Annotated in this window: 20 protein-coding genes; 16 read left to right on the forward strand and 4 right to left on the reverse strand. The window is 45.3% G+C overall.

Annotated features, from left to right (window positions below):
- The first annotated feature begins 54 nt into the window (after positions 1 to 54).
- From HW560_RS19310 to HW560_RS19325, 4 genes are read left to right on the forward strand one after another with little or no spacing between them, the layout of a single operon-like run.
- Entirely contained in the window at positions 55 to 1,038 is a 984-nt protein-coding gene (locus HW560_RS19310) for an ABC transporter ATP-binding protein (RefSeq protein ID WP_090899747.1), read from the forward strand.
- Complete coding sequence (locus HW560_RS19315; protein WP_090899744.1) at positions 1,035 to 1,844, forward strand: ABC transporter permease; 810 nt, start codon at positions 1,035 to 1,037, stop codon at positions 1,842 to 1,844. The genes HW560_RS19310 and HW560_RS19315 overlap by 4 nt, the downstream gene beginning before the upstream one ends.
- 12 nt (positions 1,845 to 1,856) lie before the next feature.
- Entirely contained in the window at positions 1,857 to 2,660 is an 804-nt protein-coding gene (locus tag HW560_RS19320; RefSeq protein ID WP_179264273.1) for an ABC transporter permease, read from the forward strand.
- Positions 2,661 to 2,671: 11 nt separating this feature from the next.
- Positions 2,672 to 3,715 carry a hypothetical protein gene (locus HW560_RS19325; protein WP_179264275.1) on the forward strand — a complete coding sequence of 348 codons (1,044 nt, stop codon included), beginning with the start codon at positions 2,672 to 2,674 and terminating at the stop codon, positions 3,713 to 3,715.
- Between the two features lie 87 nt (positions 3,716 to 3,802).
- Here the strand turns inward: HW560_RS19325 and nrdF are convergent, their stop codons facing one another.
- Genes nrdF through nrdI form a run of 3 tightly spaced genes read right to left on the reverse strand, consistent with a single transcriptional unit; the run spans position 3,803 to position 7,239 of the window.
- A complete protein-coding gene (gene nrdF / locus HW560_RS19330; protein ID WP_179264277.1) occupies positions 3,803 to 4,765 on the reverse strand; it encodes a class 1b ribonucleoside-diphosphate reductase subunit beta in 963 nt (320 codons plus the stop codon).
- Between the two features lie 43 nt (positions 4,766 to 4,808).
- On the reverse strand, positions 4,809 to 6,893 hold the full coding sequence (gene nrdE / locus HW560_RS19335; RefSeq protein WP_179264279.1) for a class 1b ribonucleoside-diphosphate reductase subunit alpha: 2,085 nt from the start codon (positions 6,891 to 6,893) through the stop codon (positions 4,809 to 4,811).
- Positions 6,880 to 7,239, reverse strand: a complete 360-nt coding sequence (gene nrdI / locus HW560_RS19340; protein WP_179264281.1) for a class Ib ribonucleoside-diphosphate reductase assembly flavoprotein NrdI — start codon at positions 7,237 to 7,239, stop codon at positions 6,880 to 6,882. The genes nrdE and nrdI overlap by 14 nt, the downstream gene beginning before the upstream one ends.
- A gap of 439 nt (positions 7,240 to 7,678) precedes the next feature.
- Here nrdI and HW560_RS19345 point away from each other — a divergent pair, with 439 nt between their 5' ends.
- From HW560_RS19345 to cydC, 12 genes are all read left to right on the forward strand, one after another.
- The gene (locus tag HW560_RS19345; protein WP_179264283.1) at positions 7,679 to 8,407 is read left to right on the forward strand and encodes a response regulator transcription factor; all 729 of its coding nucleotides are present in this window, start codon (positions 7,679 to 7,681) and stop codon (positions 8,405 to 8,407) included.
- A 28-nt stretch (positions 8,408 to 8,435) separates the two neighbouring features.
- The gene (locus HW560_RS19350; RefSeq protein ID WP_090899725.1) at positions 8,436 to 9,281 is read left to right on the forward strand and encodes a sensor histidine kinase; all 846 of its coding nucleotides are present in this window, start codon (positions 8,436 to 8,438) and stop codon (positions 9,279 to 9,281) included.
- A complete protein-coding gene (locus tag HW560_RS19355; RefSeq protein ID WP_090899722.1) occupies positions 9,278 to 9,931 on the forward strand; it encodes a response regulator in 654 nt (217 codons plus the stop codon). The genes HW560_RS19350 and HW560_RS19355 overlap by 4 nt, the downstream gene beginning before the upstream one ends.
- A gap of 177 nt (positions 9,932 to 10,108) precedes the next feature.
- Complete coding sequence (locus HW560_RS19360) at positions 10,109 to 11,479, forward strand: right-handed parallel beta-helix repeat-containing protein (RefSeq protein ID WP_257031373.1); 1,371 nt, start codon at positions 10,109 to 10,111, stop codon at positions 11,477 to 11,479.
- A gap of 2 nt (positions 11,480 to 11,481) precedes the next feature.
- The gene (locus HW560_RS19365; RefSeq protein ID WP_111619761.1) at positions 11,482 to 12,057 is read left to right on the forward strand and encodes a nitrous oxide reductase accessory protein NosL; all 576 of its coding nucleotides are present in this window, start codon (positions 11,482 to 11,484) and stop codon (positions 12,055 to 12,057) included.
- A gap of 25 nt (positions 12,058 to 12,082) precedes the next feature.
- On the forward strand, positions 12,083 to 12,904 hold the full coding sequence (locus HW560_RS19370) for an ABC transporter permease (RefSeq protein ID WP_179265853.1): 822 nt from the start codon (positions 12,083 to 12,085) through the stop codon (positions 12,902 to 12,904).
- Complete coding sequence (gene ccmA / locus HW560_RS19375) at positions 12,897 to 13,610, forward strand: heme ABC exporter ATP-binding protein CcmA (RefSeq protein WP_179264285.1); 714 nt, start codon at positions 12,897 to 12,899, stop codon at positions 13,608 to 13,610. Before HW560_RS19370 ends, ccmA begins: the two co-directional genes overlap by 8 nt.
- A gap of 32 nt (positions 13,611 to 13,642) precedes the next feature.
- Positions 13,643 to 14,188 (forward strand): TlpA family protein disulfide reductase, encoded by a 546-nt coding sequence (locus HW560_RS19380; RefSeq protein ID WP_257031375.1) that lies wholly within the window; start codon positions 13,643 to 13,645, stop codon positions 14,186 to 14,188.
- 621 nt (positions 14,189 to 14,809) lie between these two features.
- Positions 14,810 to 16,174, forward strand: a complete 1,365-nt coding sequence (locus HW560_RS19385) for a cytochrome ubiquinol oxidase subunit I (RefSeq protein ID WP_110001228.1) — start codon at positions 14,810 to 14,812, stop codon at positions 16,172 to 16,174.
- Positions 16,171 to 17,184 (forward strand): cytochrome d ubiquinol oxidase subunit II, encoded by a 1,014-nt coding sequence (locus HW560_RS19390; RefSeq protein ID WP_179264289.1) that lies wholly within the window; start codon positions 16,171 to 16,173, stop codon positions 17,182 to 17,184. The genes HW560_RS19385 and HW560_RS19390 overlap by 4 nt, the downstream gene beginning before the upstream one ends.
- 64 nt (positions 17,185 to 17,248) lie before the next feature.
- Positions 17,249 to 19,087, forward strand: coding sequence for a thiol reductant ABC exporter subunit CydD (gene cydD, locus HW560_RS19395; RefSeq protein ID WP_179264291.1), 1,839 nt, complete (start codon positions 17,249 to 17,251; stop codon positions 19,085 to 19,087).
- Entirely contained in the window at positions 19,084 to 20,817 is a 1,734-nt protein-coding gene (gene cydC, locus HW560_RS19400) for a thiol reductant ABC exporter subunit CydC (RefSeq protein WP_179264293.1), read from the forward strand. The genes cydD and cydC overlap by 4 nt, the downstream gene beginning before the upstream one ends.
- Positions 20,818 to 21,005: 188 nt before the next feature.
- Here the strand turns inward: cydC and HW560_RS19405 are convergent, their stop codons facing one another.
- A complete protein-coding gene (locus HW560_RS19405) occupies positions 21,006 to 21,485 on the reverse strand; it encodes an immunoglobulin domain-containing protein (protein ID WP_179264295.1) in 480 nt (159 codons plus the stop codon).
- Positions 21,486 to 22,142: the final 657 nt, after the last annotated feature.

Consider the following 22,142-nt stretch of genomic DNA (forward strand, 5'->3'; position numbering starts at 1 on the left):
TTAACTTTAAGCCGCCAATATGGAAAAACATGCAATCATTCAGGAGGAGCGGGGATGGACTTTATCCGTGTACGAGAACTGCACAAATCGTTCGTATATTACCGGAAAGAAGCAGGACTCAAACATTCACTGAAAAACCTGTTTGCTCGCAAATCACTTGTGAAGGAAGCGGTTAAATCCGTTTCCTTTGATATCGGCCCCGGAGAGTGCGTTGGATTTCTGGGACCGAACGGAGCAGGTAAAACCACAACGCTCAAAATGTTGTCGGGCATTCTATATCCGACAAGCGGAGAAGCCGACGTACTGGGATATGTGCCTTGGGAGCGAAAGAACGAGTTCAAACGGCTGTTCTCCATTGTAATGGGTCAGAAAAATCAACTTTGGTGGGACCTTCCCGCCAGCGATTCGATTTATTTGAACAAATGTATATATGACGTCGAGGATGATGTCTATCGTCGAATTCTTGCCGAACTGTCAGAGATGCTTGATGTGCAAGATCTGCTGGATGTACAGGTTCGCAGACTGTCCTTGGGTGAACGTATGAAAATGGAGCTAATCGCTGCTCTGATCCACCGACCGAAGCTGCTGTATCTCGACGAGCCGACGATCGGCCTGGATTTCCCCTCTCAGAAGAGGGTGCGGGAATTTCTGAAATACTATAATGAGCAGTTTGGCGCCACGATCCTGCTAACGAGCCACTACATGAAGGACGTGGAGGACCTGTGCAAGCGAACAATTATCATTAATGAAGGAACTCTTCTGTATGACGGAGATCTTCATAAGATTAACGATCTGTTTGGCGAGCACAAAATTGTAAAGCTGCAGTTCTCGGAGCCGGTTGCCGAGCAGCGGCTGGCCAAATTCGGAAAAATAATCAGCGCAGACGACTACAGTGTTGTTCTGGAGCTGCCCAAGCACCGACTAAAAGAAGTGTCACGTGCTATGCTCGATTCGTTTCCGATTGTTGACTGGACGATTGAGGACGTGCCGATCGAGGAGAGTATCTCCATGCTCTACCAAAAGGAATCCGTCGGATGAGTGGACGCAGATTGTATACGGCTGTATTTTCGATGGGTGTGCAGCAATCGATGGAATACCGATTTCACTTCTTTCTCGGTCTTCTCGGCTCCGCGTTTCCGATTCTTGTTCAGTATTTTATATGGACAGCGGTGTACCAGCACTCCGGGGAAACGGCATTATTCTCGTATTCATATCATCAGATCATTTTGTATACGATCTTGGCGGGTTTGGTCTCCAAGCTGATCGCTACCCAGTTCGAGCACCAGATTGTCGATGATATCAAGAACGGCGGTCTCAATAAGTATTTGATCAAACCGGTCAGCTACTTCGGATATCGGCTGGTATCCTTTTTCGGACAGAAGGCGATCTATTACGGTGTTACAGCGGTGCTTCTTGTCGGGATTATCTGGATCTCATCTGCGGGTGGTGTGCTTGAGTTCCAGGTCATACGGCTGATCTTGTTCGTCGTTACGTTGTCGGGGGCGCTTTTGCTCAATTTCTTGATCTCCTACTGTATCTGTGCAAGTGCTTTTTATCTAAATGAAATCTCTTATTTTTTCGTTATTACGAGTCTGCTTGTGAATATTCTGAGCGGAGGTATGTTCCCATTAGAGATTTTCGGGGATTCGATCGTGGAGGCACTTCAGTACACGCCGTTTCCATATACCATTTATTTTCCAGTCAATGTGCTCAGCGGCAAAACGGAGGTGGCGGCGATGTATCAAGGATTGCTCATCCAGTTCGGCTGGATACTCCTGTTCTTCTGGCTATCCCGTCTAACGTGGCGCATATCCATGAAGAAATATTCAGCGGTTGGGGGGTAGCGTAGATCCCATATGTTTAGAGCCATGAGAAAATACGCACATTTGTATGGCATGTTCATTAAAAATTGTCTCATTGCCCAGATGGAGTTTCGAGGCAATTTCATGATGAGCCTGCTCGTGGAATCCGTCTACCTGCTCGCCAAACTGTTATATGTACTCGTTGTGTTCCGTACCGATCTTCACGTCGATGGCATACCACCGGAAGGGCTGCTTCTATTTATAGGCATGCACACCGTGGTGACAGGCATGTATGTCGGGCTGTTTTTTACCAATTTTACGAAAATTCCGGAATATATTAAGGACGGCTCGCTTGATCTAATGCTAACGAAGCCGGTTTCTCTTCAATTTATGGCTTCTTTGCGTTATGTCGATCTGGCGCTGCCAATCCCCGATATTTTAGTTGGTTTCGTCATGATTGGCATTGGCTGGCATGCGATGGACATCCCCCTGACGTTTCTCCAGCTAGTCGGGTTTATGCTGCTGTTATTCGTCTCCGTTATCATCACATACTGTCTAATGATTATCCCTGCATTGCTGTCATTTCGGTTCGTTCAGACGGGCTCTGCATCGGAGATCGCTCATTCCGCTTGGGACGCCAACAATTTTCCAATGGCGATATACCCAACTTGGGTCCGGCGGATCGGTACCTTTGTCATTCCGCTGTTCCTGATTACCAACTTCGGACCGCTGTTCCTGCTAGGACAGCTCAGCTGGCTCTATACAGGACTGGCGCTGGTCGCTTCGCTGATACTCTTCACAGTTATACGATTGCTCTGGAAACAGGCTGTGAAGGGATATAGCAGTGCAAGCAGTTAAGGGGGAGAAAAATGAATGCTCTTCAGCTGCCCGTGTTAAATCCGCCGCTTAAAGGATTTCTGCGGTGGGCTTACACGCTTTCGATTACCAGTGCACATGAGGAAACGATTCCTTGGTATTACAGCAATTTCATTCAGTTGTCCTGCAAGAAAACCTTTCTGGAGGATGGCAGACAGTTTTATATCGATTTTTTTCGGGGCCAACCCAACGAACTGAATTTCAATAATCCATTTCTACTCACATGCTCTGTGAATTACACAATTCTGGAGCATTTGGCGCTGGACGCCTGGCCCCAATTTTTCACCGATCAGATTCGCAACGGCTATTATTGTGTCGTGTTTTTGGACGAAGCGAAGCTAACGCCAGCGGCGGCCTATCAGCAGGAACCGTTTCCGCATCATCTTTTTCTGTACGGTTTTGATTGGGACAATCGTTTTTTTGATGCTTCCATGTTCGACCATACGGGAGTTTACCGCAATGTACAGATTCCGTTCAAGGAGTTCCTGGATGCTATCCATTCCATGAGACATCTGCTCAGAGAGGGACTCACCGCGGATCATCACACTTATTTTTACAAATACGAGCCGCATTCTCCTTATCCTTTCGATAGAATCGTAGCGCTCGACCAACTGCATGATTACCTGAACGGAGAGACTCATCTGAATCGTATTAATTACAATCCTGATAACGAACAGGCTTTTGGAATTAACGTCTACGACTATTTGCAAATGTACTATGATGCGGTAGAGAGCAACGATCCTCGTCTCGGTGACCGTAACGATGTGAGGCATCTTCATGTGCTCTGGGAGCACAAAAAAATGATGAGTGAACGGATTGCCTACTTGATCGAGGAGGGGATGATCCCTTACGACGAAGAACTTGTGAACGGTTATCAGGATATAACCACAAGGGCAATGAAGCTAAGAGATCAATACATCCGTCATGAAATTCGTGAAGACAAGGCTGTGTTTGCGAGGATAAAACTCCGGTTGGAACAATTCCGCAAGGAAGAGCCGGTTCTGCTGCAAAGACTGATTTCATGGCTGGAAAAGTAAATAAAGAAGGCCATTCCTCTGGGAGGAACAGCCTTCTTTATTTATATTCATAGGTTATACGTTAGCCCTATTATAATTCTTTATCACTTATTCAAATTTGAAATCATCATCCGTCAGAGGTTCTACATTCAGAGTACGAATATACCCGTTGCCTTTTTTAGAGAAAAAGTCATGCTGTTTGGTATGTGTACTGATTCCATTTAATACAATCGGGTTGACTTCCTCGTCTTCAAATAATGGCTCAAAACCGAGGTTCATCATCGCTTTGTTAGCGTTATAACGAAGGAATGCTTCGACTTCTTCGGTCAAATGAATAGGGGTATATAATTCCTTCGTATATTTCAACTCATTTTGATGAAGAAGCTGTACTAGATCAACCAAACCTTGATACACATCGTTCCGCTGCGTTTCATCAAAGCTTGCGTATATTTCCTGGGCCAGCACGCCCACATATACACCGTGAATACTTTCATCCCTTAGAATCAGATCAATGATCTCACCACTGCATGTGAGTTTGCCTTGTCCAGCTAAATAGAGTGGATAGAAAAATCCGCTGTAAAACAAATAACTTTCCAAAAGAACGGAGGCCGCCATAGCCATATACAGATCTTTTGAAGTTTCAATATTCATGTAATACTGACGTATAATCGTCGCTTTGGTTTGCAGATATGGATTTTCTTCCACCCATTTAAATACACTGTCAATTTCTTCGGTTGATGCCAACGTGGTAAAAATACTGCTGTATGATTTCGCATGAATTTGTTCCATCATCGCCATAAAACTAAGTACAGCTTTGCGTTGCAGTCCATCGACATGCTCCATAATCTGCGGCATACCTACACCGCCCTGGATTGTATCCAGAAGGGTTAAGCCTCCCAAAACTTTCATATAAGCGTCTTTTTCTACATCACTGAGCATGCCCCAGGTCATTTTATCATCGGATAAAGGAATCTCGTCATCGGTCCAAAATTGCATAATATTCTGATTCCAGAACATCAGGGTGAAATCATCATCCGCCCGATTCCAGTTCACAGCTTGAATTGCCGGCATGGTATATCAAACTCCAATCGTAATACCCTAAAGGGAAATTTGTTTATATTGAACAAGCAATGCATTCTTCCATCGTCAGCTTGTTGGTTCTTGTGTAATACAAAGATTTCAACCCTTTATGAGCAGCATACAGATAGCAGCGAGCCAACTCTCGCGTGGTTACATCACTGTTTACATGCAGAATGGTTGAGATGCCTTGGTCCACATGCGGCTGAATCTCCGCAATCAAATCAATCACCTTGAATTGATCCATTTGATACGCTGATTTGTAATAGAAGACGTTATCCTTTTGCAAATAGGGCATTGGATAATACGTGGTTGAATTGGCATAGGTCCGTGTCTCAATCTGTTCTACGATCGGCATGACACTGGATGTTGCGTTTTGGATATAAGAGATGCTGGCCGTTGGAGCAATAGCCATGCGATAGGCATGGTAGAGACCATTTTTCATCACTTTAGACTTAAGCTGGTTCCAATCCTCGGGAGACGGAACAGCAATGCCGGTAAACAATTCTTGTACTTTCGATGTGGTGGGACGGTAATCCGTAGTCACATAACGATCAAAATATACGCCAGTCGCATAATCCGACTGCTCAAATCCATAGAACCGTTGACCCGTTTGAACTGCAAACTCCATACTTTTCTCCAGAGAATGATAATTCATGGTCATAAAGAAGGTACGTACAAAATCCTTGGCCTCCGAGCTTTCATAAGCAATCCTGTTTTTGGCTAAGTAACCGTGCAGGTTCATGGCTCCCAAGCCAACGGAATGCATCTCGGAATTGGCTTTAGCCACACCGGGAGCATTGGCAACATGCGTCATGTCGCTGACGGAGGTCAGTGCAATCATGCCCTCATGCACGGATTCCTTGATCTTGCCACTCTCCATAACATTAACAATATTGAGGGAGGCCAGGTTGCAGCTGATATCTTTGCGGATAATATCCGGTTGACCATAGTCTGTAATTTCAGAAGTCTCCTGGAGCTGGAAGATCTCTGTGCAGAGGTTGGACATTTTGACTTGTCCTACGTTTTTCAAGGCATGTGCTTGATTGGCATTGGTTTTATTAATGATGTAGGGATAGCCGGATTCAAGTTGAGTCATCGCTATTTTGGTCAGCATATCCCGTGCGCTGAGCGATTTTTTCTTCTTCACCCGGTCGTCAGCCAGCAAGGTATCATACATTACGTCCAGATCCATATCATCCAAATGTGTTCCATACGCCTTATAAACACTATAAGGTGCGAAGAGATACAGAGGCTCATTATCTTGAGCCAGCTTATAGAAACGATTAGGAACAATAAGTCCGATAGAGAGAGTTTTCAGCCGGATTTTCTCATCCGCATTGATTTTTTTGCTATCCAGCAGTTCCATAACGTCCCAACCGAAAATATTATAGTATGCTGCACCAGAACCTTTACGTTGACCCATCTGATCGGCGTAGGAGAAGCCGTCTTCCATCAGCTTGAGAACAGGCGTGATGCCTTTAGCAGCACCTTCAACTCCTTTAATGACTTCACCACGAGCACGCAACTTCGACAGATTGACAGCAACGCCACCACCGATTTTGGATAACTGCATACACGTGTTTAGGACATAGTTTATGGAGTTCAGTGAATCATCCATTTCAAGCAGGAAGCAAGAAACCAGTTCACCGCGCCGACTTTTTCCCGCATTCAGGAAAGTGGGGGTTGCCGGTTGAATACGCTGCTCCATCATCGAACGGGACAGCAAACAAGCCGTATCAAAGTGTCCACGACCCAGATGAAGTGCAGCGGCGGCTACCCGATCTGCATATTGCTCAAGGTATGTTTTGCGGTCATATGTTCTCAACGCATAATCAGTATAGAATTTGGACGCTGCCATATAGGAAGGAAAGGTATACTGATAGCCACGCGTAATTTCAAATACGGTTCTAACTTCGTCAGCTGTATAGGAAGCATAGAAATCCTCGTAATAATCATGATCAATCATGAATTTGACCTGATCATCAATGTTGGCAAATGCCATACTTTTATCTTTAATTTCTTTCATAAACTCCTCTACAGCCTCTTTATCCTTATGTAACTGGAAGAAGCCATCAGAGTTGCGTTTTAGCAGCATGTTATTTAATTCAATATGACGCAATGCGGCTCACCTCCTGTTTAAAATACTCCACGTCTTTCTTGGAACCTGATAATTCAAATTTACTAATAACCGGGACGTTATAAGATGCAGAGATCAAATCTGCACTTTTGGCAAAACGCTCACCCCAGTTACGATTACCGCTGGCGGCCACGCCAATCAGGTATTCAGAGTTTTTTTGTAAAAAAGAAGACACCTTATCAGGTATCTGCCCAAAACCTGTTGTATATGTCACAAGTACGTACGGTTCATCAATCGTCATTTGATTTTGAATCTGTACTGCTGGCAGTTGAAGCTTGGAAATAAACCTCTTAACATTCCCGGTTATCGAATCATACACAATTAGCACGATCATTATCCTCCTTGACAAATGAACGGTGATCAGAAATAAACACTATATATAGATTATATTTTCAATTTTATATCAATATATAGAATTGTCAATTGCATATCGGTATCGATTTTGTGAAAAAACCTCATGAATGGGCTCTATTACTAGGCTTAAAAAATTTGTGGCTTAGTAGATATCCATATTCGAATGCACGATATTTGGTGCATGCGAGAATTATGATTGACAGCCGTCACAGGAGAGAAATCAACCTGAACATCATCGTTCATACATTGTCTACAATTCAGAGATAGATTATCAAAAGGCATGGCTCTATGGAGTCATGCCTTTTGAGTACGTTGAAGGTATGCTGATTACATCAAGTTCACTCACTGGCTTGAGGCTTTATGAAGAGAAACTAAGAAAATGATCTAATATCGCAAAGATTTGGAGGTAAGACATGAACGGGACCCTGCAGCAAAATAGAATATTGATTGTAGATGATGATAAACGGGTCCGTGGACTTCTTCGCATGTATTTGGAGAAAGAACAATTTATCGTTGAGGAGGCTTCGCTGGGCTGGCAAGCCTTAAGCAAGCTTCATCATGACTCGTATGCCATGATCATTCTGGATTGGATTCTCCCCGATATTAAGGGGATTGAAATATGCCAATATCTACGGACCAACTTAAGCATACCCGTCATGTTTCTGACAGCCAAGTCAGAAGAGGGGAATCGGCTTGAAGCTTTCAAAGCCGGGGCGGATGACTTTGTCATGAAACCGTTCAGTCCGAGGGAAGTTGTGCTGCGCATCAAAACCATGATGGCTCGTTATAACGGATTAATCAAACCTGCGTCAAAAGACCATTCAGCAAGCGAGGTGTTGATCTCCTCTATTTTAATCAATCCTACTTCCCGAAGAGTCACAGTAGAAGACGAGGAGATTCATATGACTCCCAAAGAATTTGATTTGCTTTATCATCTGGCGACACACGCGGAAATCGCATTCTCCAGGCAGGATTTGCTGAGAATTGTTTGGAAAGTGGAGCATGAGGAAGATCTGGATTATCGAACCGTAGATACCCATGTAAAACGGTTGCGGGACAAACTCTCCGAACATGTGCCGAATCGGGAAGATCTGATTCAAACCCTGTGGGGGTTCGGTTATATTCTTCGTCTGCCTCACTGATGCTTATCTTGAAGTTCAGGAGGGGAACATGTCTTATAAACAAATCAAGTGGATGATCTTGCTGATTCCCACCTTAACCGTTGCTCTCTGGGAATATGTACGACATCGGTTTCTACTCCCTTATATATCAATGGATTTGGGCAACTGGCTAACACCTGTCATTGTGTATGTAGTGAGTATAACGTTGTTAACTCGGTTGTTTCTTATCCTGGAACGAATTCAAAAAGAGCTGGAGCATGAGCGTGAAGCCAAAGCCGCATTTGAATCTCGGGAAAAGATGGCCAAGGAACTTCATGATGGAATCGCCCAATCCCTTTTTTTATTATCGGTGAAAGTAGGGCGTTTGGAGGAACAAGCCAAGCAGGATCAACAGCTGGACGATGTGTATTCGATTAAAAAAACGGTTCATGAAGTCAATCGTTATGTACGCCAGGCCATTGCCGATTTACGTTATGATCCTAACGTTGACAACACCTTCACTATGAACGAATCGATTACACTACTTGGTCAAGTTCGAAGAATTGTCAAAGATATCCCCGTCCGAATCGAACTGGATTGGAACATCCCGGATGATACATTTACGGACAAAGAGAAAGTAGAACTGCTCGCTTGTATTCGGGAAGCCCTCTTTAATATTCAAAAGCATGCATCAGCTTCCCAAGGATGGATTCAGGGAAACGGGTACAAGAATTGCTGGAATATCACGATTCGAGATAATGGAAAAGGATTTGAGATGAACCCCTTTGAACGAAAGGATCGATATGGACTGAAAATTATGAGAGAGCGGATGAATGAACTGAACTTTAACATGCAATTCCGAAGGGAGCAGCAGCTTACTGTTGTCGAATTTTCAAAGGATGGTGAGATGTTATGAGCCATACTCGCGTACTTGTTGTAGACGACCACGCTCATGCGAGAGAAGCCATATGTGAAATTTTATCCATGGATCCCGGCTTCGAAGTGATTGGCGTCGTATCGGACGGTCAACAGGCGATTGACTATACAGAACAATGGCTTCCCGACTTAATCCTCATGGACATTCAGATGCCCATTATGAACGGTCTTGAAGCAACACAGCGGATCAAATTAGCCTTTCCTTATGTGAAAATTGTCATGATTACCGTCTCGGATGATGTACTCCACCTTCTGGAAGCGTTGAAGCGGGGAGCTCAGGGTTACTTGCTCAAAAATCTGGAACCGTCCATGTGGCTGGCATATCTTCATTCCATTGTTACAGAAGAAGCTCCATTGAGCCGCGAGGTGGCTTACCAAATCCTGAAGGATGTCTCACTCACGGAGAAAAAAGAACCTGACGTTCCACTAACGACAAGGGAAAAGGATATTCTGTATGGCGTGGCTGCAGGGTGGACGAACAAAGAAATCGCTGTGAATTATACGATTTCAGAATATACGGTCAAGAATCATTTGAAAAACATTTTGCAAAAGCTGCAGGTTCAAAATCGTGTTCAACTGACACGTTACGCATTGGAGCAAGGGCTTATTACAGACCACAATCGTCTGTAGTAAGCTTTTTTTACTAGATCGGAGCGTTCTTTCGGTTTCTATGTATAAGTGGATGTCACTTTCTCTGCTTTTCACCACCATGACCTCACAAATTGGACACAAAACGTCCAGCTCTATAGCCAGATTGAGCTATATGGTAAAAATTTGTTTTTATGTACACTATGAGCAGTGTGCTTCATGAAGGAGGTTATGATGTTAAACGGACGGATTGTCCTGGGCTTGTTGCTGCTTGTGGGTATACTGGCGATCCCGTTATCTTACTCACTTGACTCTGCGAACGCTGCTTCTGATACCAAAGACGCTATTCCACTCCAGCCAATCATTGATGGTTCTAAACCTGGAGAAGTGCTTGTGCTTGAGCCGGGTATTTATTCTGGTCCCGTAAGTATAGACAAGAATATATCCATTCGAGGAGATTCATCGGTAACGGTATTGAATATGGAAGCTGATTCCACGATTACCATTCGTTCAGATGGAGTGACTTTGCAGGGGTTCACGGTTCAACATTTAACGAACGAACCCACTGCTGCGATTCTGGTTGAAGGAGATCGTGTAGAGATCACGGGCCTGGATATTCAGAGTCAAAGTTTTGGAATCGTGCTGCGGGGTTCCGTCGACGGGCTCATACAAGGCAATACCATTTCATGGGCTGGACCGGAGTCTGCTTCCAGTGGTCAAAAGGGGAATGGCATTGATCTGTACAATTCCCATCGCACCCACATCGAAGACAACCAAATTACGGGTATGCGGGACGGGATCTACCTGGAGAATAGTCGCAATCTTACGGTTAAGGCTAATACGCTGTTACATACCAGATATGGCATTCATTGTATGTATATTGATGGTTCTTCTGTTATGGACAATGTGGGGGAGAACAACAGTACCGGAGCCATGGTCATGGGTGTCAAGAATACGGTTGTATCGGGAAATTCCTTTCGCAAACAGAACGAAAATGTGCATTCACAAGGGATTTTGTTGTATGACGTACAGCAATCTTCGGTTCATAACAATGTCGTGGAAGGTAATCGTGTTGGCATGAACATTGCTGAATCCTCAGGAAATGAAATTCGCGGCAATGCGGTGCTCCGGAATTTCATCGGAATTCAGCTCGTTCTTGCGGAGGATAATCAGTTTACCAGAAACCAATTTGTTTCGAATGTGATTGAAGCTTCAGCGATGGACAGCCGGAACAATGAGATGAAGGAAAATTATTGGGATTCCTTTCAGGGTCTTGACCTGAACAATGATGGAATTAGTGAACTGTCTTATGGGATTAATCCATTTTATGAGCAAGTGGTCAACCGAAATTCGGCCTATCAACTTTTCTTTCAATCTCCAGGCATGATCTTTATGAGCAGCTTGTTTACGGAAGGCAAGGCAGAGTGGACAAGCGACAGATCGCCGTTAATGAGTATGGAAGCGCAATCAAAGACGACGAAGACAGGTACAAAAGCAGTCAAAGAGACAACTGCGGTTTGGATCATTGGATGCATTCTACTGGGCCTAGCTACTTTTATTATGATCAAAATGGGGGTATTACGAAAATGAGAATGAAAACACATTGGAAAACAGTGATGGTGCTTCTCTTTGGGGTGCTGTTATTAACAGCTTGCGGAAAAAAATACGAGGCATTGCCTATTAATGAAGACGTGGATATCTGTGCCATTTGCAAAATGCAGGTGAAAGATGATGCCTATGCCACGCAGCTTACCACAAAAGACGGTAAAAATTATAAATTTGATGACATTGGTTGTATGCATCAGTGGAAAGAAGAGAACGGAACAGATAATATCGGGATGGATTTTGTTCGTGATTATAATGACAAGGAATGGATTGAGTACAGCAAAGCCACTTATGTATATGATGCTTCACTGCGTACACCCATGGCTTACGGCATCCTCAATTTCAAGGATAAAGCCTCCGCGGAAGCTTTTGTAGCTGAGCAGGGTGTAGGAACGATCATGACCGCTGAAGACCTCGCTTCTCACGACTGGAAACAGAATACCGAAATGATGGATATGATGGGTGAGGGTGAGCACGGGCATTCCGAAGAGGGAATGGGTGAAGGTATGCATGAAGAAACGCATGGGGAAAGTGAATCAACGGAAGAATCAGGCCACAAGTAATGAACAATGAAGATGGTGATGCATGATGGGAGATATGTTCCAAGTCGTTCGACGAGAAATGAAAATGGGCTTTCGCAACCCCTGGTCATATTCATTTTTGATTCTTTTCTGCGTGTTTAGCCTGAGTTTGTTAATCATTAATTCTCAGAATTTTGTAGCAGGCTACTCTGGCACGACAGGTTCCATGTTAAATCTCATTCTTTATCTGTTGCCGCTGATGACCCTCTTTCTGGGCTCGTTCTCGTTGACTTCTGAAAAAGAAGAGGGCAGCTGGCAGCTGTTGTCCACTTACCCCATCGGTACGATGTCTTTTATTGTTGGCAAATATCTCGGTCTGTCCGTTGTATTAATAACGATAGTTACATTTGGTTATGGCCTGATGGGAATTCTCAGCGGATGGATGGACAGCCCTTTAAATGTCATGACATACCTTTTATTTCTGGTATTCTCCTGTGGACTGGTGCTGCTATTTTTGACGATTGCACTGTTTATCGGTTCGTTATCCAAAAATCGCTGGCAAGCGTTAACGATATCCGTATCCGTTTGGTTTTTTGCGGTGATCGGATGGCCTACGCTTCTAATCTCCGTGTTGGGTCTCATGCCTTATCAGTGGGTAAAACCTTTACTCACTGTTCTAACCTTCATCAATCCGGCTGAGCTGGTACGTTTGTTTGTGGTGATTAAACTTGGCGGGGGCTCTATTCTGGGACCTGAATATTATCAGTGGGTAGATTGGTTACAGCCATCGAGCGGGAGCTGGATTTTTATGGGGATATGCCTGCTGTGGATTGCATGTTCGATCGTGGCAGTATACGGGATATGGGAAAGGGGGCGTTCCCATGGATAACGTGGAAGCAGAGATTGTTGGACTGTGTAAATCCATAAAAAAACAACAGATTGTTGAGGATATATCCTTTCGCGTTTCTTCCGGTCATGTGCTTGCCTTATGCGGAGGAAATGGGGCCGGAAAAAGCACCGTTCTGCGTATGCTCGCAGGTATTCTTCAACCTACCTCGGGTGAAATCATTGTAAACAAGATGCGCTGGTCCAAAGAACGAAAGCGATATTCGGAACAGATCGGATATATGCCGGATGATTATCATTTCAACCAGGGTCTGACGGCAGAGGAAGTGCTTCAGTTCTGGGCAGCGTTTAGGAAAGTGCCCAAAGAGCGAGTAACGGAAGTGCTAACCATGGTAGGCTTGGCCGATCAAAAAAAGAAACGAGTCACGACCTTTTCCAAAGGTATGCGGCAGCGTGTGTTATTTGCCCAGGCTCTGCTGGCCAAGCCTCCGCTGCTGATCATGGATGAGCCGACGAATGGACTAGACCCTTTCTGGATGCAGGAGTTTGCAAATCTGATAAAACAGATCAAGGAGGAGGGGCATATGGTTGTGTTCTCCACCCACCAGCTTGAGATTGCAGATGATATTGCAGATCACATTGTTTTTATGAATCAGGGACGTAATGTGGGAGATGGCTCTACTGAGAAGTTTCGAGAGCAGTTTGGGTCGCTTCATGCTGCTTTTCATCATAGTCTTGGCTTAAAATGAAGGTGAATCGATTGGAAATAAAGAGTAGAAAAATGAGTGCGAAAATGAGACGTTTGCTTACTATCCTGATTGGAATGGCTGCTGTGCTGGTCGCGGCGTGGGCCATTTATCAGGGGACTTCATCATCCGAGTCCAAAAGGACCAGTGCTATTGAAGCAGGCGTAATTGCCCCCGAATTCACTGCGGTTAACTCAGCAGGAGAACAGGTGAAGCTCTCCGATTATCGGGGCAAAGTCGTCATGATTAACTTCTGGGCTTCATGGTGCACGCCCTGTGTGAGGGAAATGCCAATGATTAATCAGATCGCTCAGACATATCAAAACGATGTAGAGACCCTGTTTGTCAACGTGGGGGAAGCGAAGGGCACCATTCGTGAATTTATGGAGAAACAGCAATTCGATTTCCCTGTTATCATTGATGTGACCGGAAAGGTCTCCGGTCTATATCGGATCACCGGGTTGCCAGCGACCATGATCATAGATCAGGAAGGTATATTCAGTCACATTCTGCTCGGTGAGTTGACCAAGGATATTCCCTTGCAGCAATGGCTGGAGCAGACGGTACAGCAAAAGAATTGAGCTTTGCAAGATGTATGCTTATGTACAAAACAAGTCGAGAAGTCGCTATAGGAGCGGCTTTTTTTGTTTTATTTGTAAGCTGCAATGAGAATCCAGGCAAACGTGAACGGTTTTTCCGAACATCTTGCATGCATAGTAGAATGGAAAATCGCAATACCACGGTTGTGCCTGATGAATCAATAGCCCCTTTGGGTGCTTTTAATGCTTTTCACCGAGTTGTCAGAAAGAGTTGATCCTTTCTTGAACATTTAGGGACGAAGACGTGTCAGTGATTGAATTGCTAATTCACAAAGATATAATAATTTTAACTATTAGGTCCCGTTAAGTACTTTGGCCCTTCAGTATCAGGTAAAACACAGCTCGCCAACCCATGCTCAGTCCAGTTACTATGTGGCAATACACAATGATGGTGTGGTAAAGCTTCCTTCGTCTCTTACTTTGTGAAAAAATTCTCTTTGTACATACAACGATGGAGGAATGGTTTGTAGATAAACTCTGAATCAGTCTAGTGGGCTTCTATCAACCTGATATAGAACGCAGTCCGAGGGCTGACTGACCTAATAAGTAAAAGATTCAAATCAGTACAAATATCGAACAGAGTTTGAAAGGAGGCAGTAAAGTATGGCAATCGATACGGTGATGTGGAGCAAGCTGGTGACAGGTATGACACTGGGCTTCCACGCTATTTTTGCGACACTTGGCGTCGGTATACCCCTAATGATCGCAATTGCTGAGTTCATGGGGATTCGCAAGAAGGATCCTCATTACACACTGATGGCAAAGAGGTGGTCAAGAGGGTTTGTCATTTCTGTGGCGGTTGGTGTGGTGACCGGTACTGCGATTTCACTGCAGCTGGCCCTGGTGTGGCCGAATTTTATGAAACTGGCAGGTAATGTCATTGCACTTCCGTTATTTATGGAAGTATTCGCGTTCTTTTTTGAAGCCATCTTCCTGGGCATTTATTTGTATACGTGGGATCGATTCAAAAATCCATACATCCACTGGCTGCTGACGATTCCCATTGTCACCGGTGCAGGGATGTCGGCTGTGTTTATTACGACGGTGAACGGCTTCATGAACCAGCCTGGAGGCTTTGTGATGGAAGCAGGCCAATTCACAGCGGTTAACCCGGTGCAGGCGATGCTGAATACGGCGACGTTCTCCAAGGTGTTTCATGTATTAAGCTCGGCCTATTTGACAGGAGCTGCTCTGTTGGCCGGAATTGCAGCCTTTGCAATGCTGAGAAAAGGGGCGTCTGCCTACCACAAAAAAGCCTTGAATCTCATGATGGCGGTGGTTCTGCTATTCGGCTTACTAAACACGTTAGCGGGAGATGTGTCCGCCAAGTTTCTGGCTGAGCATCAGCCGGAGAAACTTGCAGCAGCAGAATGGCATTTTGAGACGGAAAGTGGCGCAGATTTGATTTTATTGGGATGGCTGAATGCGGAGCATGAAATTATAGGGGCTCTTCACCTGCCGAAACTGCTCAGCTTCCTGGCCTTTAGTGACTTTAATGCCGAAGTAACTGGACTGGAGGAGTTTCCGAAGGACGAATGGCCGCCGCTGCTCGTTCACTACCTGTTTGATTTAATGGCGGGAATCGGATTTACGCTGCTGGTTATCTCGGTTCTGTATTTCCTGTTTGTGTTCTGGAAAAAGCGCAATGAGCTGAACAAGTGGCTGCTTGGGATTATAGCGCTAGGCGCACCGATGGCTTTTCTCGGGGTTGAGCTGGGCTGGTTCTATGCTGAACTTGGACGACAGCCGTGGATTATCCGGGGATATATGCGTGTAGAGGAAGCCGCTACTTCATCACCCAACATCAGAATGATCTTTTTCTTCTTCCTGCTTCTTTACATTGTTCTGGGAGTGATGTGTGTTCTCGTACTAAGACGTTTGTTCAACAATAATCCGGCAGAAGTCGAGATGGAGAAATGGATGAAGGAGAAGCGCAATCCGTCTACAGAAAAGGGTGAGCGTACATGAGTTACGAACTGATTGGCATCTCGGTGCTCTGGCTGTTCTTGTATGGCTATTTAATAGTAGCCTCTATTGATTTCGGGGCGGGTTTCTTTGCCTTTTATGCACGCCTGACGAAACAGGATCACCTGATTAATCGTCTGATCTCCCGTTATTTATCACCGGTATGGGAGATTACGAATGTATTTTTTGTCTTTTTCTACATTGGCATCGTTGGATTCTTTCCCGACACGGCTTATTATTACGGATCAGCGCTGCTCGTACCGGGCAGTATTGCTGTCATTTTGCTCGCCATTCGTGGGTCGTTTTATGCCTTTGAGAACTATGGTTCCAAAAATAATATCGTGTACCTGTTTCTATATGGAGCTTCGGGATTGCTTATTCCCGCTTCGCTATCAGTGGCGCTAACGCTGTCTGAAGGTGGTTTTATCGTGAAGCAGGGTTCGACGGTTTCGCTGGATTACTGGACGCTGTTTACCAATCCGTTATCCTGGAGCATCGTTGGACTGGCGATTGTGTCTGTATTATTTATTAGCAGCTCGTTTCTGGCCTTCTATGCGTCGCGGGCAGAGGATCACGCTGCATTGAAGCTGGTACGGACCTATGCCCTGTTCTGGAGCACACCGACGATTATCATCGCACTGACTGCATTTATTTATTTGGGACAGCACAATGAGCGACATTTTCAAAATATGATGGATTTATGGTGGCTGCTTGCACTTTCCGTTGCCTTCTTCATGATAGCGATGTGGCTGATCTATAACGGACGCCGCTACGGATTAGCGTTTATATGCATCATGCTGCAATTTTTCTGTGCCTTTTTCGCTTACGGAATTGGTCAATATCCTTATATCCTTGATCCGTTCATTACAATTCAAAACAGTGTAACCTCACCAGCAATGGGCTTCGCACTGGTTGTTGTCTTTATCGGTGGCATGTGTATGTTGATTCCTTCCTTGATTCTGGTTTTCAGACTGTTTCTGTTTGATGCGGACTATGTTAAGGGAAAAAAATAAATTGAATTCATTATGCGATGTAAGGGAGTAATCTCACAGGTTCATAGAAAGGAGGAAAGTGAACATGAAGAGGAAAACAAGCCTGATCTCTCAACAAATGTCTGGCCAGCGAAAACGTCTTTCGCTCCTCGCGGTCATTTCACTTGGGCTGGGTGCAGCGATTGTAAGTCAGGCTGCGCTGCTTGCTGAAGCTGTGCAACGGATTTTCGTGGAGAAGGCTTCCCTTTCGTCGGTCGTCATGCTGCTCGGGATACTTCTGGCTGTCATGGTCATACGTACAGGATTGTCTTATGGGAACGGAAAAGTTGGTTTGCATATGGCTGCCAGTGCGAAGACGAATATGCGGGCAGCCGTTCTGGAACATTTGACCCATGCGTCGATGCCATCAACCCTTCATGGCCAAACAGGCGGAAAGGTCAGTGTTGCTCTGGATGCTGTGGATGAGGCTGACAGTTATTTCAGTCAGTATATGCCGCGTATGATGGAGGCTGCCATCATTCCGATTCTGATTTTGGTGGTAACGTTTATGCAGCATGCCAACGCAGGCTTCATTATGCTGTTTACGGCCCCGTTTATCCCCTTGTTCATGATTTTGGTGGGACTGAAGACGAAAAATAAATCAGAGGAGAAATATGCGCAGCTGGCTGAGTTCTCCGGTACGTTTCTGGATTCTCTTCAAGGGCTCGTTTCGTTGAAAATATTTGGACGCGTTCACCGTCAGCAGCAGGAGATTGAGCGCACCAGCCTGGGTTACCGGGATGCCACGATGGGCATTTTGCGGATTGCGTTTACCAATACGTTTATGCTGGAATCGATCGTCATGCTAAGTATCGGTATCGTCGCTCTCGAACTGGCAATCCAGCTGCTTGTATTCAAATCGATGTCGTTCCACACCGCGTTTCTCGTGCTGCTGCTTGTTCCCGAGTTTTACAGTTTGTTGAAAAATACGGGGACGGCTTTTCACAGCGGGCGCACAAGTATGGGAGCGGTTCGTAAGGTAGAGCAGATGCTTGAGGAAACGGCTGGAGAGAACAAATCGTCAGATGGCAAAGAAGGATCAGGCACATCCGATGGGATTGACGAGGTTGATAACACGGATCGGATGGAAAGGGAGAACGGGATAGGGACATTGCAAATGGACCGTTCCAATGACAGTTCCATGCCGCCATCCATCATTTTGAACCATCTCCGTTTTCGATATTCGCCTGAATCATTCGAACTTGAAACTGGCCGGGTCCAGCTTAATCCGGGAGAACACATTGCTATTGTCGGCAAAAGCGGCTCAGGGAAAACGACATTGCTGCATCTCATTACGGGTTTGCTGAAGCCAGCATCAGGAGAAGTTCTGGTAAATGGACAGCCGTTATCCAAATATGATGAGGCTGTATGGTTCGAACAGGTTAGCTACATTACACAGCATCCGTATATTTTTGCAGGTACATTTGCTGAGAACATTGCGATCGGAGCGGGTCGGACCGTGTCCAGGACGGAAATTGAGCAGGCGGCAGAGGATGCCGGGCTTGCCGAACTTGCTGCCCAGTTGGAGCATGGCTTCGATACCTTGGTTGGAGAAGGGGGACGAGGTCTGTCTGGCGGGGAAAAGCAGCGACTTGCCTTGGCACGTGCTTTCTTGAAGCGTCCATCCATCATATTGTTTGATGAACCCACGGTGGGACTGGATCTGCGCACGGAGCAGATATTGCAACGTTCGATTGCCAGATTGGCTGACAAGGCGACGATGATTACAGTGGCTCACCGGTTATATACCATTCAACATGCCGATTGTATATTGTTTATGGACAACGGTGTGCTAGTGGATTCGGGACGGCATGAAGAGCTTATGGCGCGCCTACCCCAGTATGCCGAGATGATTGAGGTTCAACGAAAGGGGGGCTTAGCATGAATGAACTAGCGATTTTGTCCAAAGCCATGATTCAGGAGCGCAAGGATATCATCTTTTCCATTCTAGGTGGGTTTATTGCAGGGATTGCAGGAGTAGCCCTCTTCTCTGCGAGCGGATATCTGATTTCACAAACGGTCTTTGCGCCACCGCTGTATACCTTAATTGTACTCACCTCGCTGGTCAAGTTGCTTGGACTGCTTCGGGCAGCGAGTCGTTACGGGGAGCGTTTGTATTCCCACCGGGCTACCTTCTCTATGCTTAGCCGTTTGCGTACCTCCTTTTTTGCGAAGCTCATTCCTTTAACGCCGGGAATATTGAACAAAAAGCGAAGCGGGGACCTGCTAGCCCGCATTGTTGGGGATGTGGAGAGCCTGCAACATTATTTTTTGCGAGTTGCTTATCCACCGATCATTGTTGTCATGGTTTTTTTGGCGACAGTGTTGTTTACTTCTGCCTTTTCATTCTGGATTGCGGTTTTGTTTGTAGTAGGTATGCTCACAACGGCATTGGTTGTACCGGGAATAGTTTTGCTTGGACAGCGAAAAATGCATGGTCGTGTTCGCGAGCAACGGGCGCTGCTTTCCACGGAAGTCACCGAAGTATTGTATGGATTCCGGGATTTGAAAGTGTACGGACAACTGGCTCAGCGAGAGCAGCAGCTGCAGCAGGCTTCTGCTGCGTTGACGGACCAGCAGCAAAGGGCTGCCGGACACCTCCTGCGCGGGCAATCCATGCATGCTTTGGTTACGTTCCTTATTTCCTGGGGCGTGCTGACACTTGGTGCTTATCTGATTATTGATGGAGCGCTGGCTGGCGTGTTTCTTGCAATGCTGGTCATGGCCTCACTAACCGTATTCGAAGAAGCTGCGGCAATGGCGACATTACCTTTGTATAAGCAGGATAGCGAACACGCAGCCACGCGACTGACGGAAACGATACAGACCTCCGACAGGCAGCGTGTGTCTACGCAGCCAAAAGGGGCGTTATCTGACAATCAGGCTATTTCGCTTGATCTGTGCGATGTTACGTTTCAATATGAAGGGGAGTGGAGACCGGCGTTAAAGGACATTTCGCTGCATATTGTACCCGGCTCCAAAACGGCGATTGTTGGACCGAGCGGATCAGGCAAATCAACGATGATTGAATTGCTGCTTAAACTGCGAACACCTACGACTGGGGAGATCCGATTAAATGACATTTCGGTGAAGGAATTGGAGGAGGCGAGCATTTGGCAGACGGCAAATGTCGTGTTGCAGCAAAGTCATTTCTTCCGGGGAACGATCCGGGAAAACCTGCTGTTGAATGATGATGAACATTCGGATGAGCAACTGTTGGATGTGCTGGCGAAAGTGCAGCTGCCCAATACATCATTGACCGATGTAGTATATGAAAAAGGGGAAAACCTGTCGGACGGCGAAAAGCAGAGGCTGGCTCTGGCACGGGTCATGCTTCGCAAGGGACGGTTATGGCTTCTCGACGAACCAACTTCCTCCATGGATTACGTTACAGAAGAACGAGTGATGAAACATCTCTATGCACAAGCAGCCGAGGATACGCTTCTCTTGATCTGTCATCGGCTTACCGGTCTGGAAGAGATGGATCGGATTGTGGTTATGGAACAGGGAACGATAGTGGAAACAGGCTCCTATACGGAGTTAATGGAGCAAAAAGGTTATTTTTATGAGATGAAGAAGATCGAGCGGCAAATGATCGGAGAAGCCGAAGGGTAAGAGAATAAGGTATACACGGATGTGAATGAGAGTCATGGCAGTTTAAACATTCGCCATACCAAAAAATACACTCGCACACGTTTACACTGTGTGAGTGTATTTTTAGTTTCAAACCCGAAAATGAATGAGGACAAGCATCAATCAAATGAAGCTTTGATTAAACAACTTGTGCTCCAGTACAACAGACCTTAATGGCCTCCTGTATTGGAAGCCCAGACAGGATACCAGCCTGCACTCGGTGTTTCTGTATTGTAAAGCACCAAATTGCCGTCATTTTGAACGATGAGCACGTTACCTCTGAGGTTGGGTGGCACATTGTCGGCTCCATAGTACGATGTAGACCATGCCTTGTTGTCTGACGTCCAGTAAGGTGTGTTTTGGGGATCCTGAAGTACTAGTTTTCCACTCCAATAATCAATCTTGAAATGATTTATTCTCGTGTCACTGGTCTTGGTGTTCCATAACATCGTGCGTGTGCGGTTATCCCAGAGCTGTAGGTCGCCGTAGACGCTGTATTGCAGTGAAAACCTGACGTTGTTGGATACGAGTGGAATCGAGTTGTTATACATGATGTCGTAAATGAGGCGGTCTCCAGCCGCAGACGCTGAAGGAGCGATGGGGAGCAAAAACATGAAAATTGCAGCAAATAGCAAAACGGCTTTTTTCATAAGATCCTCTTTTCTGGGATATATTTTAAATTACATACCAAATATATCATATCTACCTATCAAAATTGTATAAAATTTCAAGTGAGCTGAAAATATTTTTGGATGCGTATTTATGTGAAAATAATTCATTTAACAACTAGTTTTAAACCTATTAACATGATAGGATCATCTAAATCCCCAGGTTAGCCACATCTATCAAATCGATGTCAGATTCACGAGCTTTCTTCAAGCTCATGTAAAGATTTGCCCCAGCAATCAGGGGTGTCGGAGAGCGATATGTGGGTTCCAAAATAATGAATTAAATAAATTTTTAAAGATCACTTGATTTTTTGCAATGTATCTGATATTGTAAGACCTGTGATTTTGGAAAGCAGATATATCAACGTAAATCAGGTCTTTCCAGCAGATAATTTTTGACCACTTCTCTTAAGGAAGTTAAGGCCATACGGACAGCCGGGTCAAACGCCGATTGGCAACTTATGTTGCCTTATTGATTGAGTTAAAAGCTCAAATTTTATAAGTTGGTTACTTTACAACCAGTGCATCTGCACATCAACTTGTGAAACGGTCAATAAGAGTGGTAAAGGCGAATTATTTGCTATATAGACTCTGATCTGATATTGATATACATGAAGAAGCTTTCCGCTAGAGGAGTTC

It is taken from the genome of Paenibacillus sp. E222, assembly GCF_013401555.1.
GTDB lineage: Bacteria > Bacillota > Bacilli > Paenibacillales > Paenibacillaceae > Paenibacillus.

Bases quoted from the DNA above. Each gene is read 5' to 3' on its own strand.
- HW560_RS19310 (WP_090899747.1), top strand. From the start codon at position 55: ATGGACTTTATCCGTGTACGAGAACTGCACAAATCGTTCGTATATTAC.
- HW560_RS19315 (WP_090899744.1), top strand. From the start codon at position 1,035: ATGAGTGGACGCAGATTGTATACGGCTGTATTTTCGATGGGTGTGCAG.
- HW560_RS19320 (WP_179264273.1), top strand. From the start codon at position 1,857: ATGTTTAGAGCCATGAGAAAATACGCACATTTGTATGGCATGTTCATT.
- HW560_RS19325 (WP_179264275.1), top strand. From the start codon at position 2,672: ATGAATGCTCTTCAGCTGCCCGTGTTAAATCCGCCGCTTAAAGGATTT.
- nrdF (WP_179264277.1), bottom strand. From the start codon at position 4,765: ATGCCGGCAATTCAAGCTGTGAACTGGAATCGGGCGGATGATGATTTC.
- HW560_RS19345 (WP_179264283.1), top strand. From the start codon at position 7,679: ATGAACGGGACCCTGCAGCAAAATAGAATATTGATTGTAGATGATGAT.
- HW560_RS19350 (WP_090899725.1), top strand. From the start codon at position 8,436: ATGTCTTATAAACAAATCAAGTGGATGATCTTGCTGATTCCCACCTTA.
- HW560_RS19355 (WP_090899722.1), top strand. From the start codon at position 9,278: ATGAGCCATACTCGCGTACTTGTTGTAGACGACCACGCTCATGCGAGA.
- HW560_RS19360 (WP_257031373.1), top strand. From the start codon at position 10,109: ATGAAGGAGGTTATGATGTTAAACGGACGGATTGTCCTGGGCTTGTTG.
- HW560_RS19365 (WP_111619761.1), top strand. From the start codon at position 11,482: ATGAAAACACATTGGAAAACAGTGATGGTGCTTCTCTTTGGGGTGCTG.
- HW560_RS19370 (WP_179265853.1), top strand. From the start codon at position 12,083: ATGGGAGATATGTTCCAAGTCGTTCGACGAGAAATGAAAATGGGCTTT.
- ccmA (WP_179264285.1), top strand. From the start codon at position 12,897: ATGGATAACGTGGAAGCAGAGATTGTTGGACTGTGTAAATCCATAAAA.
- HW560_RS19380 (WP_257031375.1), top strand. From the start codon at position 13,643: ATGAGTGCGAAAATGAGACGTTTGCTTACTATCCTGATTGGAATGGCT.
- HW560_RS19385 (WP_110001228.1), top strand. From the start codon at position 14,810: ATGGCAATCGATACGGTGATGTGGAGCAAGCTGGTGACAGGTATGACA.
- HW560_RS19390 (WP_179264289.1), top strand. From the start codon at position 16,171: ATGAGTTACGAACTGATTGGCATCTCGGTGCTCTGGCTGTTCTTGTAT.
- cydD (WP_179264291.1), top strand. From the start codon at position 17,249: ATGAAGAGGAAAACAAGCCTGATCTCTCAACAAATGTCTGGCCAGCGA.
- cydC (WP_179264293.1), top strand. From the start codon at position 19,084: ATGAATGAACTAGCGATTTTGTCCAAAGCCATGATTCAGGAGCGCAAG.
- HW560_RS19405 (WP_179264295.1), bottom strand. From the start codon at position 21,485: ATGAAAAAAGCCGTTTTGCTATTTGCTGCAATTTTCATGTTTTTGCTC.